Origin of the sequence: Acinetobacter sp. FDAARGOS_559, assembly GCF_003940475.1 — a bacterium.
Classification (GTDB): Bacteria; Pseudomonadota; Gammaproteobacteria; order Pseudomonadales; family Moraxellaceae; genus Acinetobacter; species Acinetobacter baumannii.
This window is the reverse complement of record NZ_RKJG01000005.1, coordinates 2,526,876-2,540,141: the sequence shown is the minus strand read 5'-3', so window position 1 is coordinate 2,540,141 and position 13,266 is coordinate 2,526,876. Positions and strand designations below refer to the sequence as shown.

Here is a 13,266-nt window from a genome sequence, read left to right as displayed (position 1 = left end):
TCCTTTACCCTGCTTTAGCTTGTTGTTTAGCAATTTCTTGATTACGCAATAAAAAGCGCTGAATTTTGCCACTTGGAGTTTTAGGTAATTCACTCACAAATTCAACTAATCGTGGGTAAGCATGAGCAGAAAGTCGTCTTTTAACAAACTGGCTGAGTTCTTCAGCAAGCGCATCTGAAGGTTGTACGCCCGCAGCTAAAATTACAAAAGCCTTAACCACTTCAGTGCGATCTGGATCAGGCACGCCTATTACTGCGGCTTCAATCACAGCGTCGTGTTCAAGTAGTGCGCTTTCCACATCAAAAGGTCCAATACGATAGCCTGATGTGGTGATCACATCATCGCTACGGCCGACAAAGCTCATACTGCCATCGGCATGGAGTTCGGCAGTATCACCCGTTAAATAGTAATAACCAACAAATGGCGATTTTCGACTTTCTTTATAGCCACCAAACCACATCATTGGAGACTGGCTAATGTCGACTGCTAAAATTCCCGGTGTGTCTGGCGGAAGCTCTTCACCTTGTTCATTAACAATCGCAACACGATAGCCCGGACTTGGAAAACCTGCTGAACCAGCATGAATTTCATGTTTTAAACCATGATGATTACACACCACCATGCCTACTTCAGTTTGCCCGTAGTGGTCATAAATTGGAGTATCAAGGACTTGTTTAAACCAACGAATTACTTCCGGATTTAGCGGCTCTCCTGCACTACTCACCACACGGAATTGTCCTTTTAACGGCGCCATTTGTGCTGGGTCAGCTGCCATCATCATGCGGTAAGCGGTTGGTGCACCTGCCAAGTTGTTAACTTTATAATCTTTCACAATTTGGCATAGGCTATCGGTACTAAAACCGCCTTCATAGAACAAAGTGGCATGGCCTAAAAATAACGGTCCAGTAATCGCATAGTACAACCCATACGCCCAACCCGGATCTGCAATATTCCAGAATGAATCCTCTTCGGTTAAACCAATGGCATCTTGCATATAGCGACCAAAAGCAATCAGTGCTTTTAGTGGCACTTCCAATGGTTTCGCTGGTCCTGTAGTGCCAGACGTAAACATAAGCAAGAAAGGATCTTGGATGTTACGCATCACCAGATCACATTGATCGGACTGCTGCTTCACTTCATTCCAGAAATTAAAATCACCTGCTTTAAGCGGAGTACCTTGTGCGTCGGCCACTGTCATAATTGCAGGGCACTTTTCAATTTCGTCGAGCTTGCTACGGTTACCCATATCAGTCACCACCAGCTTACTTTGAGCAAGTTGAATACGGTGCTCAATCGCTTTGGGACCAAAGGCAGTAAATAGGGGTTGGTACACCGCACCAATTCTCCAAGCCGCCAAAATGGTCACGATCAGTTCAGGTGTTCTTGGCAATAAGCCTGAAATACGGTCTCCCGCTTTCACACCTTGTGATTTTAAAAAGTTAGCAAACTGACTCGACCATTCTTTTAGTTCACGGAAGGTATATTGTTCTTTGCGACCGTCTTTTCCTTGCCAGTACAGCGCGATCTTGTCGCCATCTGCATGTCTATCACAACATTCATAACATGCGTTCAGTGCATCGAGTGAACCTGACAACATCTGTTTAGCAGTGCTTTCCAAATCGAAAGCCTGTACAGCATTTTGATAATCCATCATATCTTTTCCCTCAGTCCGGATTTGTTGTTATTCACGACAGGGTTTGATTTATTCGTTTAAAGCCATCCTTTGGCTTTACCGTTATGCCTCTTGTGGCAGGTATTGCTGAATAATGCTCGAGAAATCGAGATGAGCATTACCACGCATACACATTTGCTGATAAAGCTGTTGTACCATGCCACCTAATAAAACCGGCTGTTTCACTTGGCCTGCGGCTTCTACAGCGAGTCCTAAATCTTTTAGCATTAGCTGTGTCGCAAAACCGTCTTGATAGCCTCGAGATGCGGGCGCATTTTCATTAATATGTGGCCATGGGTTACACACATCCGAACTCCAGCAACGGCCACTTGAAGTATTAATTACACCTGCCAATGCTTGTGGGTCAATGCCTAGCTTCACACCGAGTGCCATGCCTTCGGCCACCGCAGCCATTGAAATTCCTAAAATCAGGTTGTTGCAGATTTTGGCAATTTGACCTGCACCGACATCACCACAGTGAACAATATTTTTGCCCATGTGGCTGAGCACAGGTTTCACCTCATTAAAGGTTTGTTCATCAGCACCGACCATGAAGGTTAAGGTTCCTGCTTGAGCACCAATGGTTCCACCAGAAACTGGTGCATCACAAATTTTAATATTTTTGCTATGTGCAACAGCAGCAATGTCTTTAATGGTTTGCGGGTCAATAGTGCTGCTATCAATGCATAAGCTACCTGCTTTTAGCACTTCCAAGACACCATTTTCGCCTAAGTAAACCTCTTTAACATGCTTCGCCGTAGGCAACATGGTAATGACTACATCTGCTTGTTTAGCTGCGTCCTGTGGGCTGTCGCAAACCACACCACCTGCCTCGGCGAAGTGCTGAATCGCGACTTCACTGAGGTCGTAACCATAAACTTTGAGTCCGGCTTTTAGTAGGTTTTGGGCCATTCTGCCACCCATATTCCCTAGACCGATAAAGGCGATATTCATCCGTGATCCCCTTAACGTAAACTAATGGTTGTATTTACACCGCCAACTTCATGGCTATCTTCAAACCAGCGACTGGTAATCGTTTTGGTTTGAGTATAGAACTGCACAGCCTGTTTACCGTATGGCCCCAAATCACCTAGTTTTGAGCCTCTTGAACCGGTAAAACTAAAGAAAGGCACTGGTACAGGAATTGGAATGTTGATACCGACTTGACCAATATCAATAAGGTTTTGGAAAGTACGTGCAATGGCACCGCTTTGTGTGAATAGACCTACACCGTTACCAAATGGGTTGGCATTGATAAGTGCAATCGCTTCATCGAGTGTATCGACACAAATAATTGAAAGTACCGGGCCAAAGATTTCTTCTTTATAAATACGCATGTCGGTATTTACACCACTAAAAATCGTCGCGCCCACAAAGTTACCTGACTCATAACCTTGTACTTGAACATTGCGACCATCGAGTAGTAACTCTGCACCTTGCTCAACACCGCTATTAATCAAGTCAATTACACGCGCTTTGGCACGTTTTGAAATCACTGGACCAATGTCAGTATTTGGTTCATGACCTGCATTTACTTTTAGTGTTTTGGCTTTTTCAACTAACTCTTGAATCCACTGTTTACTGTCACCAACCATCACTGCAACCGACAATGCCATACAACGTTGTCCCGCTGCACCGAATGCTGCACCTACTAAAGCGTTTAAGGTTTGTTCCTTATTGGCATCCGGCATCACAACTACATGGTTTTTTGCACCCATCATGGCTTGCACACGTTTGCCATGCTGCCCTGCAAGGTTATAAACATGTGTTCCAACCGCTGTTGAACCTACAAATGAAATTGCTTTAATGTCTTTATGGGTACACAAACGGTCAACCACTTCTTTACCGCCATGCACAACGTTCAGCACACCTGCCGGAATACCTGCTTGAATCGCAAGCTCAACCAACATCATGGTCGATAATGGATCTTGTTCTGAAGGTTTTAAAACAAAAGTATTGCCGCACACGATTGCCATTGGGAACATCCAAAGCGGGATCATGGCGGGGAAATTAAACGGCGTAATACCCGCACAGACACCCAAAGGTTGTTGCAAGGTATACGTATCTACACCACGTGCTACACCTTCAACATATTCACCCATTTGTAAAGTACCAACTGAGCAGGCATGTTCAACCACTTCTAGACCACGTTGAATATCACCTTCGGCATCTGCCAAGGTTTTACCTTGTTCAGCCGTCAATACTTGTGCGATTTCTTTCATGTTGGCACGGATCAAGTCTTGTAACTTGAGCATGATGCGCATACGTGCCTGAATTGGGGTCTGGCGCCACGAAGCAAAAGCATCTTGTGCAGCTTGAATAGCAGCGTCGACTTCTTCAACCGTTGCAAAAGGCACGCGGCCAATCACTTCCTGAGTTGCAGGGTTAACAATGTCTTGCCATTCTTGTGTTTTAGATTCGATAAACTGTCCGTTAATAAGTAATTTAGCGGTGTCCAATTCGATTTTCTGGATTGTGTTCATAACCTCTCCGTAGGTCATATTTTTATTGTGTTCAGTTATTAGAAAATACTTTTCTATGTATTTTCTTTATTCAGGTTTTATTTGAGACTAACAAAGAAATCTTTGACCACCAACGCAAATTCATGCACGATTGTTGTGCAAATATGCACAGGGACAATAACAAAAATGAAAGTGGATTGGGATCATCTACAGTTTTTTCTGGTTTTAGCACGCACTAAAACTCTAACCAATGCTGCACGTATTATCGGTGTCGAGCACAGTACGGTGGCTAGACGGATTCAGGCTCTAGAACTTGCTTTAGGTACTACGCTATTTAAACGTGAAGCAACCGGTTATGAGTTAACTCTCGAAGGGATGGCACTTGTCCCTCGAGTTGAACAAATGGAACAAGCTTTCTTACAAATTGAAAAACCGCATCAACCTTTGCAAGGTCGTGTGCGAATTGGCACACCTGAGGGTTTTGGAACTGCATTTTTAGCCCGCTTACTGGCTGAGTTCTCCATACAGTATCCTCTGCTTACCATCGACCTGATACCCGTACCAAAAATGATTAAGCTCTCGCACCGTGAAGCAGATATTGTGGTGTCGATTGAACGCCCAACCTCAGGGCCTTATATCATTACGCGCTTGTCTGATTACTGTTTAAAAATTTATGGTAGCCAAAACTATCTAGCGCAAAACCCACCAATTCGCCGTCTGGAAGATTTAACCCAGCACCGCTTTGTGAACTATATTGATGATCTGGTGTATAGCCCCGAGCTATATTGTCTAGAACGCTTACCTTTAAAGCTTAACGCGAACTTTCGCAGTAGCAGTATTTTGGCGCAACAAATTGCGGTCAGCGCAGGCGCAGGTCTTGCAATTTTGCCCAAGTTTTTGGCAGATGATAAGCCTGAGCTTGAAGAGGTGTTAGAACAACAAGTTCGTTTTACTCATACGTTCTGGATGCTGACCTTCGTTGATTTACAGCATGAGCCGCGCATTAAACTGGTCTGGGATTACTTGCGTAAACAGGCCGATAAATACCAACATTTACTGGTTGATTAAATAATAAATAAAAAGCCAATCATATGATTGGCTTTCTGGTAAATCGAGACAGGTTAATTAAAAGATTTCTTGACCTAATTTTCTCATACGCGGCTTATAGAACGCATAATAGGTCACACTTAAAACTACTAACCATACTGGGCTAACGTATAACGCTTTTAAGGTATCTGGCTCTAATGCCAAAATCACCAAGGTAAACAAGAAGAATGCAATAACGGCATAAGCCATCAACACACCGCCCGGCATTTTGAAGGTAGATGCTGCATGTAACTCTGGGCGAATTTTACGATAGCGTAAATAACACGCCATGATTAAAATCCACACGCTAATGAATAAAATCACACAGAGCGAGCTTGCCAAAGTAAATGCTTCCATTGTGTTTGGAACAAAGTACTGAAGCACTGCTCCGCCCATAATGAAAATACATGAGAAGATTAAACCATTTGACGGTACAGCACGTTTTGATAAACGTCCCAAGACACTCGGTGCCTGACCATCTTTTGATAAACCAAACAACATACGGCTCGTTGAAAACACGCCACTGTTCATCGAAGACATGACCGAAGACAGCACCACCAAGTTCATGATAATTGCTGAAATCGGAATACCTGCATTTAAGAACAATTCAACAAACGGGCTTTTATCTGCATGGATATGATTCCAAGGCGTCACTGACATCACGACAAAAAGTGCCAGCACATAAAACAGAATAATACGTACCGGAATCGCGTTAATTGCTTTTGGTAAGTTAGTTTGCGGATCTTTCGTTTCAGCCGCTGTGGTACCAATCAACTCAACACCAATAAAGGCAAACACGGCAATCTGGAATCCGGCTAAAAATCCACTTACACCTTTTGGAAACAGACCTCCATGCGACCAGACATTACTGATGCTGACAACGTCACCATGAGGAGCTTGGAAATGAGTGAGAATCATGTAGCCACCCACACCAATTAAGCCAATAATTGCCAAAATCTTAATGAGTGCGAACCAGAATTCTACTTCACCAAACAACTTGACCGTAAGCAAATTAAGTCCTAACACGAATAGTACACAGCCCGCACTAATCATGGCCTGTTGCATTGGTGAGAAACTGGCACCCTCGGGCAACCAGAAACTTAAATAATTAATAACTGCTGATAGATCGGCAATACCGACCAATACCCAGCCTAACCAATAGGTCCAGCCAATATAATAGCCAGCCCATGGGCCGATTAAGTCATATGCCATATCAACAAATGACTTGTAATGTAAATTAGCAAGTAGTAATTCACCTAATGCACGCATAAGGAAAAAGAACATACCGCCAATTAACATGTAAATAACGAGAATCGAAGGACCTGCGAGGGAGATGGTTTTGCCCGAGCCCATAAATAGACCCGTACCGATTGCACCGCCAATTGCAATGAGCTGTAAATGGCGATTACTTAATTTCCGTTGTAAATGATCAGGGGAACTTGCCTCATCTGAATGATGAACCATTGTCATATTAGAAGTCCTTTTTATATTTGCTTAATTTCAATCAGCAACATATAGGGAGAAAACGAACCGTATATCGTGGGTTGCTGAGTCTATACATCGGGACAAGATGTTCAAGTATATTTTTTCCTTAATTGATCTATCTTTTATCCCTATTTTTTTAAATTGCATTATTTATGTACTGCCTTCACGGCAATTTTAATTATCCAATCTCAATTCACCAGATGAGCCGAAGTGTAGCATGCGATATTGTTCAATGTCGCTTTCCCACCCCCTTCAAAACTGCACTGATGACTCAAAAATAAACAATATTATTCCGATAAAAAACCTAAAGAAAATAAAAAAAGCCAATCATGTTCGATTGGCTTTTTAATAAAACTTAATGGTCGTTGACGAGTTCACGTCCTAGTCTTTTCATACGCGGTTTATACAGCACATGATAAGTCACACCTAAAATGATCAACCATACTGGACTGACATATAGCGCTTTTAAGGTATCAGGCTCTAATGCCAAGATTACCAAAGTGAAAAGCATGAATGCCAAAACAACATAACTCATCCAAATGCCGCCCGGCATTTTGAACGTAGATTTTTCATGTAATTCAGGACGTAATTTACGATAGCGTAAATAGCACACCATAATGAGACTCCAGACACTAATGAATAGAATCACACAGAGTGAACTTGCTAATGTAAATGCCTCCATTGTGTTTGGAACAAAGTACTGAAGCACTGCCCCGCCCATAATGAAAGTACAAGAGAAAATCAAACCATTTGATGGGACTGCGCGTTTTGATAAACGTCCAAATGCTCCCGGTGCCTGACCATCTTTTGATAAACCAAACAGCATACGACTGGTTGAAAACACACCGCTGTTCATTGAAGACATGACCGAAGATAGCACCACCAAATTCATAATGATCGCAGAAACTGGAATACCCGCATTTAAGAATAACTCAACAAACGGGCTTTTATCTGCACGAATGTGATCCCACGGTGTTACCGACATCACAATAAATAACGCCAATACATAGAACAAAATAATACGTACCGGAATCGCGTTAATTGCTTTCGGTAAGTTCTTCTGCGGGTCTTTCGTTTCAGCAGCTGTTGTACCAACCAACTCAACCCCGACAAACGCAAAAACGGCAATCTGGAATCCTGCCAAGAAGCCTTCTGTACCTTTCGGGAATAAACCGCCATGTGACCAGACATTACTAATGCTGGCAACAGCGCCTTGCGGAGCTTGGAAATGGCTGAAAATCATATAGCCACCCACACCGATCAGGCCAATAATTGCCAGAATCTTAATAAGGGCAAACCAGAATTCAATTTCACCAAATAGACGTACTGTAAGGAGGTTAAGTCCCATCACAAACAACACACAGCCTGCACTAATCATGGCCTGCTGTATTGGTGAGAAGCTTGCACCATCGGGTAGCCAGAAGCTCAAATAGTTAATGACTGCTGAAAGGTCCGCAATACCGACCAGCACCCAACCTAACCAATAGGTCCAACCCAAATAATAACCGGCCCAAGGACCAATTAAGTCATGAGCCATATCAACAAAAGATTTGTAATGCAGATTTGCAAGGAGTAGTTCACCCATTGCACGCATTAAGAAAAAGAACATGCCTCCAATAATCATATAAATAAAGAGAATTGAAGGACCTGCAAGGGAGATGGTTTTACCTGAGCCCATAAATAGGCCAGTTCCAATTGCACCGCCAATTGCAATCAGTTGTAAATGACGGTTAGACAGTTTTCGTTGCAGATGATCGGGAGAATTTTCCGTATCTGAATGACGAGCCGTTGTCATATTAAAATTCCTTTTTGAATTCCTTTGTTAAGATCAGCAACCTATGGCGAAAATTGAACCGTATGCCATAGGTCACTGAATCTGTTCACCAAAAAACGACTGGTTAAACCGCATCTATCTTCCTTCTGTTAGATACATCATCGTTTTTGGAGTAAAGCCGAATTACTTTTGTGCTGCCGTCACGGCAATTTCAATTAACCAATCTGGATTGACCAAATCAGCCTGAATTGTGGCACGCGATGGAGCAACACACCCTTTTAACCAGTCAACCCAAATTGCATTTACGGTTGAAAAGTCAGAAAGATTTTTCAAATAGAGCTGCGCAGAGAGCAAGCGAGATTTATCGGTATTGGCTAATGCCAAAAGTTCATCAATTGTTGCAAGAATTTCACGGGTTTGACCTGCCACGTCCTGCTCGGTATTTTTAGGCACCTGACCTGACAAATAAACCACTTTGTTAAAAACAGTCACGGCGCTCATGACTTCGTTAGTGTTAATCTTTTGTATATCTGAATTAGACATTCGGATTTCCTTATACCTGATTAATAAATTGAACACGGGCGGTGACGGCACACATCAGTTCATAACCCACCGTACCGGATGAAACTGCAACATCGTCAATAGATAGAACGACGCCTGTACTTGACTGACCCCAGAGCACCACTTCACTACCAACTTTGGCACTCTCAATACCCGTTAAATCGACTGCCAACATATCCATACTGACGCGGCCAACTGTACGCGTGCGTACTGAGTCCACTAAAACTGGAGTACCTGTTGGCGAAATACGTTGATAACCATCGGCATAGCCGCAAGCCACAATCCCAATCGTCATGGGTTGCTCTGCGACAAAGTTTGAGCCATAACCTACGCTTTCATTCGGCTCCAAATGCTGAACGGAAATAATTTCACTACGTAAGCTCATGGTCGGCTGCAAGCCCCAGTCCGCAATACTATGGGTTGGGTAATCTGGCGAGCTGCCATAAAGCATGATGCCGCTACGGACATAATCTGATTTGAGCTGGTCTTGATAACGCAGAATTGCCGCACTATTACTTACCGATCTTTCACCCGGTAAATCCTTCACAATTTCTTCAAAGGCAGTAATTTGATAATCAATACCTTGCTGACCGAAACGATCACCATCTGCATCCGAAAAATGCATCATGTGGGTAATCTTGGCGACATTTGCCAAATTATTTAAACGTTCCCAAGCCTGCACATAATGCTGTGGTTTAAAACCAAGACGGTTCATACCACTGTTCATTTTCAAGAAAACATCAAATTGAGCAGGATAAGGATGCTGTTCTACCCACTCAATTTGCGCCTCACTATGAATGGTGAAACTAAGCTGATACTGCACACAATCAAATAAATCTTGAGGAGAAAAAACTCCTTCGAGCAATAAAATCGGGCCTGTCCAGCCTAGAGCACGAATTCGTTTTGCTTCTTCAAGATCCAGTAAGGCAAAGCCATCTGCTGCTTTAAATGCTTCATAGACACGTTCAATTCCATGTCCATAAGCATTGGCTTTGACAACGGCAAAGACCTTACTGTTTGGCATAGCTTTGCGTACCACCGCCAAGTTATTTTGTAAGGCTTGACGGTGGATCACTGCGGTAATAGGACGAGGCATGATTACTTTCCTAACGTCCGTTATGCAGCATGCGCGTGTGAATAACGCTGAATTGAAAGGCCATCGGTACTGATATCAGTTTTGTGATTCAATACGATGTCACTGATTAATTTTCCTGAACCACATGCCATGGTCCAACCTAAAGTGCCATGACCTGTATTCAAGAACAGATTTTTAAAGCGAGTCGCACCAATAATTGGAGTACTGTCTGGTGTCATTGGACGTAAACCTGTCCAGAAAGATGCTTGTTCCATATCACCACCCGGGAACAAGTCTTGAGTCACCATTTGCAAGGTTGCACGGCGGTCTTCGTTTAGACCTAAGTTAAAGCCACTTAGCTCAGCCATACCACCTACGCGAATACGTTGATCAAAACGAGTAATCGCGATTTTGTAAGTTTCATCCAGCACTGTAGATTGCGGAGCAAAGGCTGGGTCAACAATAGGAATCGTCAACGAGTAACCTTTTACAGGATATACAGGTAACTGTAGATCAAGCGGTTTCAAGAAATCACGTGAATAGCTACCAAACGCTAGAACATAACGATCTGCAGTTAAAACTTTACCATTGACCTGAACGCCTTTAATTTGATCGCCTTCGACAATCAATTTTTCTACATTCTGGTTAAACTGGAAGTTAACGCCTAGCTCTTTAGCAATTTGAGCTAAAGCATTGGTAAATAAATAGCAGTCGCCTGTTTCATCATTTGGTAAGTGTAAACCACCCACAAGTTTATCTTGTGCATTGGCCAACGCTGGTTCTACACGACCAAGTTCGTTGCCATTTAATAATTCGTAGCTTACGCCGCACTCTTCAAGCACGCTAATGTCGCGTTGAACCGCTTCCATTTGTGCTTCTTTACGGAATAACTGCAACGTACCTTTAGCGCGGTTTTCGTAGTGAATACCCGTGTCTTTTCTAAGTTCACGTAAGCAGTCACGGCTATATTCAGCCACACGCATCATACGTTCTTTGTTCACAGCATAACTTTGCGGATTACAGTTTTTCAGCATTTGCGCCATCCACTGTAATTGCCACATGCTGCCATCTAAATTAATCGCAAGCGGTGCATGGTGTTGGAACATCCATTTCACAGCTTTAAAAGGAATTCCTGGTGCTGCCCAAGGGGTCGAATACCCAGGCGAAATTTGACCTGCATTACCAAAACTTGTTTCTTCAGCAGGACCTGACTGGCGATCGAGAACAGTAACCTCGGCCCCTTGTCGAGCCAGATAATAGGCACTTGCCACTCCAATAACGCCGCTACCTAGTACAATTACGCGCATTTCCATTCCCTCACGCACACCAGTTTATTTCACTAGTATATTTCTGCTTCAATAGTTTATTTCACTATTTTTCAGGCTATAATCTAGGTAAATTTATGTTTTTTTCGCGAGAATTTTAAAAAAAGAGGAAATATCTATGCGCCCCTTAGATCGTATAGATCGCATGATTCTGGATATTTTGCAGCGTGAAGGACGAATTGCGATTAGTGAATTGGCATCAAGAGTCAACCTCTCTACCACCCCCTGTTCAGAGCGTGTAAAGCGCCTTGAGCGCGATGGCATTATCATGGGTTATTACGCACGTCTAAACCCAGCCTACGTTGACCGTAACCTGCTTGTCTTTTTAGAAATTAAGTTATCTGCCAAATCTGGCGATGTATTTGATCAGGTGGCTAGAGACTTAGTTGAGATTCCTGAAGTGCTCGAATGTCACCTCATTTCAGGTGAATTTGACTACCTTGTAAAAGCGCGTTTAAAAGAAATGAGTGCATATCGTCGCTTGTTAGGAGATCTATTAAAGAAACTCCCAGCTTCGGCATCTTCACACAGTTATGTCGTCATGGAAGAAGTGAAAGAAACTCTGTATTTAGATGTAAGCAAGTAAAGCGAGCATTACTGAACTCGCTTTACTCACCTTTTGAAAATTAGAAATATTTTAAAATCGAAATATGTTTATTTTGATGTTTAAATTTCGAGAACCATTTCACCGCTGGATAGAGTGCAAAAGACAGCACAATCGTAATTAGCCACAACATCCACACATGATTGACCGACAAATAGTTTCCGTAGTTAGCTCCCCACACACTGAGTGCCAACACATACATCAGTTTCAGCACATATAAATGCAATAAATAAAAGAACATCGGCACCGAGCCAAACACGACCAATGGTTTTAAAAACGAGTGCTGCTGCATACGTTCAAAAGCAACGAGCACAAGCAAACCAATTCCAACATTCAGCAAAATAAACAATAAAGACGGTGGATACTTGGTGAGGTTAAAAAAGCTCATGAGGCTCAGTTGTAATGACTCAAAATGTTGCCACTGCTGGTCGCCATAGACATTGATAAAACGGAGTAAAACAAATAACCCGACGCTTGCTAAACCAAGACTGAGTAAAGTGCGGCTTCTTTGCTTTGCTGAATATTTTGAACTAAAGAACTGACCTAATACGTAGCCTAATAAAATCACCCCAATCCAAGGTAAAACAGGGTAACTTGTACGAAGCTTGATACCCGCAAACTCAAGCCAGCCACGTTCATGTAAAACGAACCATATATTCTGTAGGATGCCTTGTGAGAAATACACAGAATCTAATAAGTTGTGTCCAAAAATAATCACCAACGCTACACCAGCAAGAACAGGCAAAGGCAAACTTACACAACAAGCTAGCACCACCATGCTAATACCAATCGCCCAGATCACTTGTAAATAAATGACTTCAGGCGGAAAAGTTGCCGTCCATGCAAAATTCACGAGGGTAAGCTCTAACACAATCAAAAATAAGCCACGCTTTAATAAAAAAGCACGTGTTTGCTGTAAATCTTGTTTTTTTGACTGAAATAAAAAAGCAGAAATACCGGTTAAAAGTACAAAAACCGGAGCACAAATATGGGCCAATAATCGACTGCCAAATAAAGCCGGTTCTGTTACTGTTACGTCCATTGGATCGGTAACCTGTTTATGTAAATAGAAAGTTTCTCTTACATGGTCGAGCAACATAATGATGATCACCAAACCACGCAATGCATCAATCGACTGTAAACGTTCAATATTCTTTTCTAAAGACATAGCAGTAATCAACAAAATAATGTAACGTTATAATATTACATTTAATTCCTTTTG

11 protein-coding genes are annotated in these 13,266 nt (G+C 42.6%); 2 read left to right on the top strand and 9 right to left on the bottom strand.

The genetic code is table 11. The features are described 5' to 3' along the window. Nucleotides 1-4 precede the first annotated feature (4 nt). The 3 genes from EGS71_RS13695 to EGS71_RS13685 all read right to left on the bottom strand — a co-directional run bounded on the left by EGS71_RS13695 (nt 5) and on the right by EGS71_RS13685 (nt 4,155). Complete coding sequence (locus EGS71_RS13695) at nt 5-1,654, bottom strand: AMP-binding protein (protein ID WP_002009580.1); 1,650 nt, start codon at nt 1,652-1,654, stop codon at nt 5-7. Nucleotides 1,655-1,735: 81 nt separating this feature from the next. Continuing rightward, nucleotides 1,736-2,626 carry a 3-hydroxyisobutyrate dehydrogenase gene (gene mmsB, locus EGS71_RS13690; protein ID WP_001017303.1) on the bottom strand — a complete coding sequence of 297 codons (891 nt, stop codon included), beginning with the start codon at nt 2,624-2,626 and terminating at the stop codon, nt 1,736-1,738. An 11-nt stretch (nt 2,627-2,637) separates the two neighbouring features. Continuing rightward, complete coding sequence (locus EGS71_RS13685) at nt 2,638-4,155, bottom strand: CoA-acylating methylmalonate-semialdehyde dehydrogenase (protein WP_001092389.1); 1,518 nt, start codon at nt 4,153-4,155, stop codon at nt 2,638-2,640. A 165-nt stretch (nt 4,156-4,320) separates the two neighbouring features. Here EGS71_RS13685 and EGS71_RS13680 point away from each other — a divergent pair, with 165 nt between their 5' ends. Next, a complete protein-coding gene (locus tag EGS71_RS13680; RefSeq protein ID WP_000861801.1) occupies nt 4,321-5,202 on the top strand; it encodes a LysR family transcriptional regulator in 882 nt (293 codons plus the stop codon). Nucleotides 5,203-5,259: 57 nt separating this feature from the next. Here the strand turns inward: EGS71_RS13680 and EGS71_RS13675 are convergent, their stop codons facing one another. The 5 genes from EGS71_RS13675 to EGS71_RS13655 all read right to left on the bottom strand — a co-directional run bounded on the left by EGS71_RS13675 (nt 5,260) and on the right by EGS71_RS13655 (nt 11,422). Then, the gene (locus EGS71_RS13675; protein WP_000178995.1) at nt 5,260-6,690 is read right to left on the bottom strand and encodes an amino acid permease; all 1,431 of its coding nucleotides are present in this window, start codon (nt 6,688-6,690) and stop codon (nt 5,260-5,262) included. A 370-nt stretch (nt 6,691-7,060) separates the two neighbouring features. Then, nucleotides 7,061-8,500 carry an amino acid permease gene (locus EGS71_RS13670; protein ID WP_000205436.1) on the bottom strand — a complete coding sequence of 480 codons (1,440 nt, stop codon included), beginning with the start codon at nt 8,498-8,500 and terminating at the stop codon, nt 7,061-7,063. A 162-nt stretch (nt 8,501-8,662) separates the two neighbouring features. Next, nucleotides 8,663-9,022 carry a RidA family protein gene (locus EGS71_RS13665; protein ID WP_000071347.1) on the bottom strand — a complete coding sequence of 120 codons (360 nt, stop codon included), beginning with the start codon at nt 9,020-9,022 and terminating at the stop codon, nt 8,663-8,665. A gap of 10 nt (nt 9,023-9,032) precedes the next feature. Next, entirely contained in the window at nt 9,033-10,136 is a 1,104-nt protein-coding gene (alr, locus tag EGS71_RS13660; RefSeq protein ID WP_001137878.1) for an alanine racemase, read from the bottom strand. A 20-nt stretch (nt 10,137-10,156) separates the two neighbouring features. Beyond that, nucleotides 10,157-11,422, bottom strand: coding sequence for a D-amino acid dehydrogenase (locus EGS71_RS13655; protein WP_001263981.1), 1,266 nt, complete (start codon nt 11,420-11,422; stop codon nt 10,157-10,159). A gap of 136 nt (nt 11,423-11,558) precedes the next feature. Here EGS71_RS13655 and EGS71_RS13650 point away from each other — a divergent pair, with 136 nt between their 5' ends. Then, a complete protein-coding gene (locus EGS71_RS13650) occupies nt 11,559-12,026 on the top strand; it encodes an Lrp/AsnC ligand binding domain-containing protein (RefSeq protein WP_001247568.1) in 468 nt (155 codons plus the stop codon). Between the two features lie 40 nt (nt 12,027-12,066). Here the strand turns inward: EGS71_RS13650 and EGS71_RS13645 are convergent, their stop codons facing one another. After that, nucleotides 12,067-13,212 (bottom strand): DUF1624 domain-containing protein, encoded by a 1,146-nt coding sequence (locus EGS71_RS13645; RefSeq protein WP_000051114.1) that lies wholly within the window; start codon nt 13,210-13,212, stop codon nt 12,067-12,069. Nucleotides 13,213-13,266 lie beyond the last annotated feature (54 nt).

What these genes read in the sequence shown, in the direction of transcription:
- EGS71_RS13695 (WP_002009580.1), bottom strand. Translation starts at nt 1,654, where the DNA reads ATGATGGATTATCAAAATGCTGTACAGGCTTTCGATTTGGAAAGCACT.
- mmsB (WP_001017303.1), bottom strand. Translation starts at nt 2,626, where the DNA reads ATGAATATCGCCTTTATCGGTCTAGGGAATATGGGTGGCAGAATGGCC.
- EGS71_RS13685 (WP_001092389.1), bottom strand. Translation starts at nt 4,155, where the DNA reads ATGAACACAATCCAGAAAATCGAATTGGACACCGCTAAATTACTTATT.
- EGS71_RS13680 (WP_000861801.1), top strand. Translation starts at nt 4,321, where the DNA reads ATGAAAGTGGATTGGGATCATCTACAGTTTTTTCTGGTTTTAGCACGC.
- EGS71_RS13675 (WP_000178995.1), bottom strand. Translation starts at nt 6,690, where the DNA reads ATGACAATGGTTCATCATTCAGATGAGGCAAGTTCCCCTGATCATTTA.
- EGS71_RS13670 (WP_000205436.1), bottom strand. Translation starts at nt 8,500, where the DNA reads ATGACAACGGCTCGTCATTCAGATACGGAAAATTCTCCCGATCATCTG.
- EGS71_RS13665 (WP_000071347.1), bottom strand. Translation starts at nt 9,022, where the DNA reads ATGTCTAATTCAGATATACAAAAGATTAACACTAACGAAGTCATGAGC.
- alr (WP_001137878.1), bottom strand. Translation starts at nt 10,136, where the DNA reads ATGCCTCGTCCTATTACCGCAGTGATCCACCGTCAAGCCTTACAAAAT.
- EGS71_RS13655 (WP_001263981.1), bottom strand. Translation starts at nt 11,422, where the DNA reads ATGCGCGTAATTGTACTAGGTAGCGGCGTTATTGGAGTGGCAAGTGCC.
- EGS71_RS13650 (WP_001247568.1), top strand. Translation starts at nt 11,559, where the DNA reads ATGCGCCCCTTAGATCGTATAGATCGCATGATTCTGGATATTTTGCAG.
- EGS71_RS13645 (WP_000051114.1), bottom strand. Translation starts at nt 13,212, where the DNA reads ATGTCTTTAGAAAAGAATATTGAACGTTTACAGTCGATTGATGCATTG.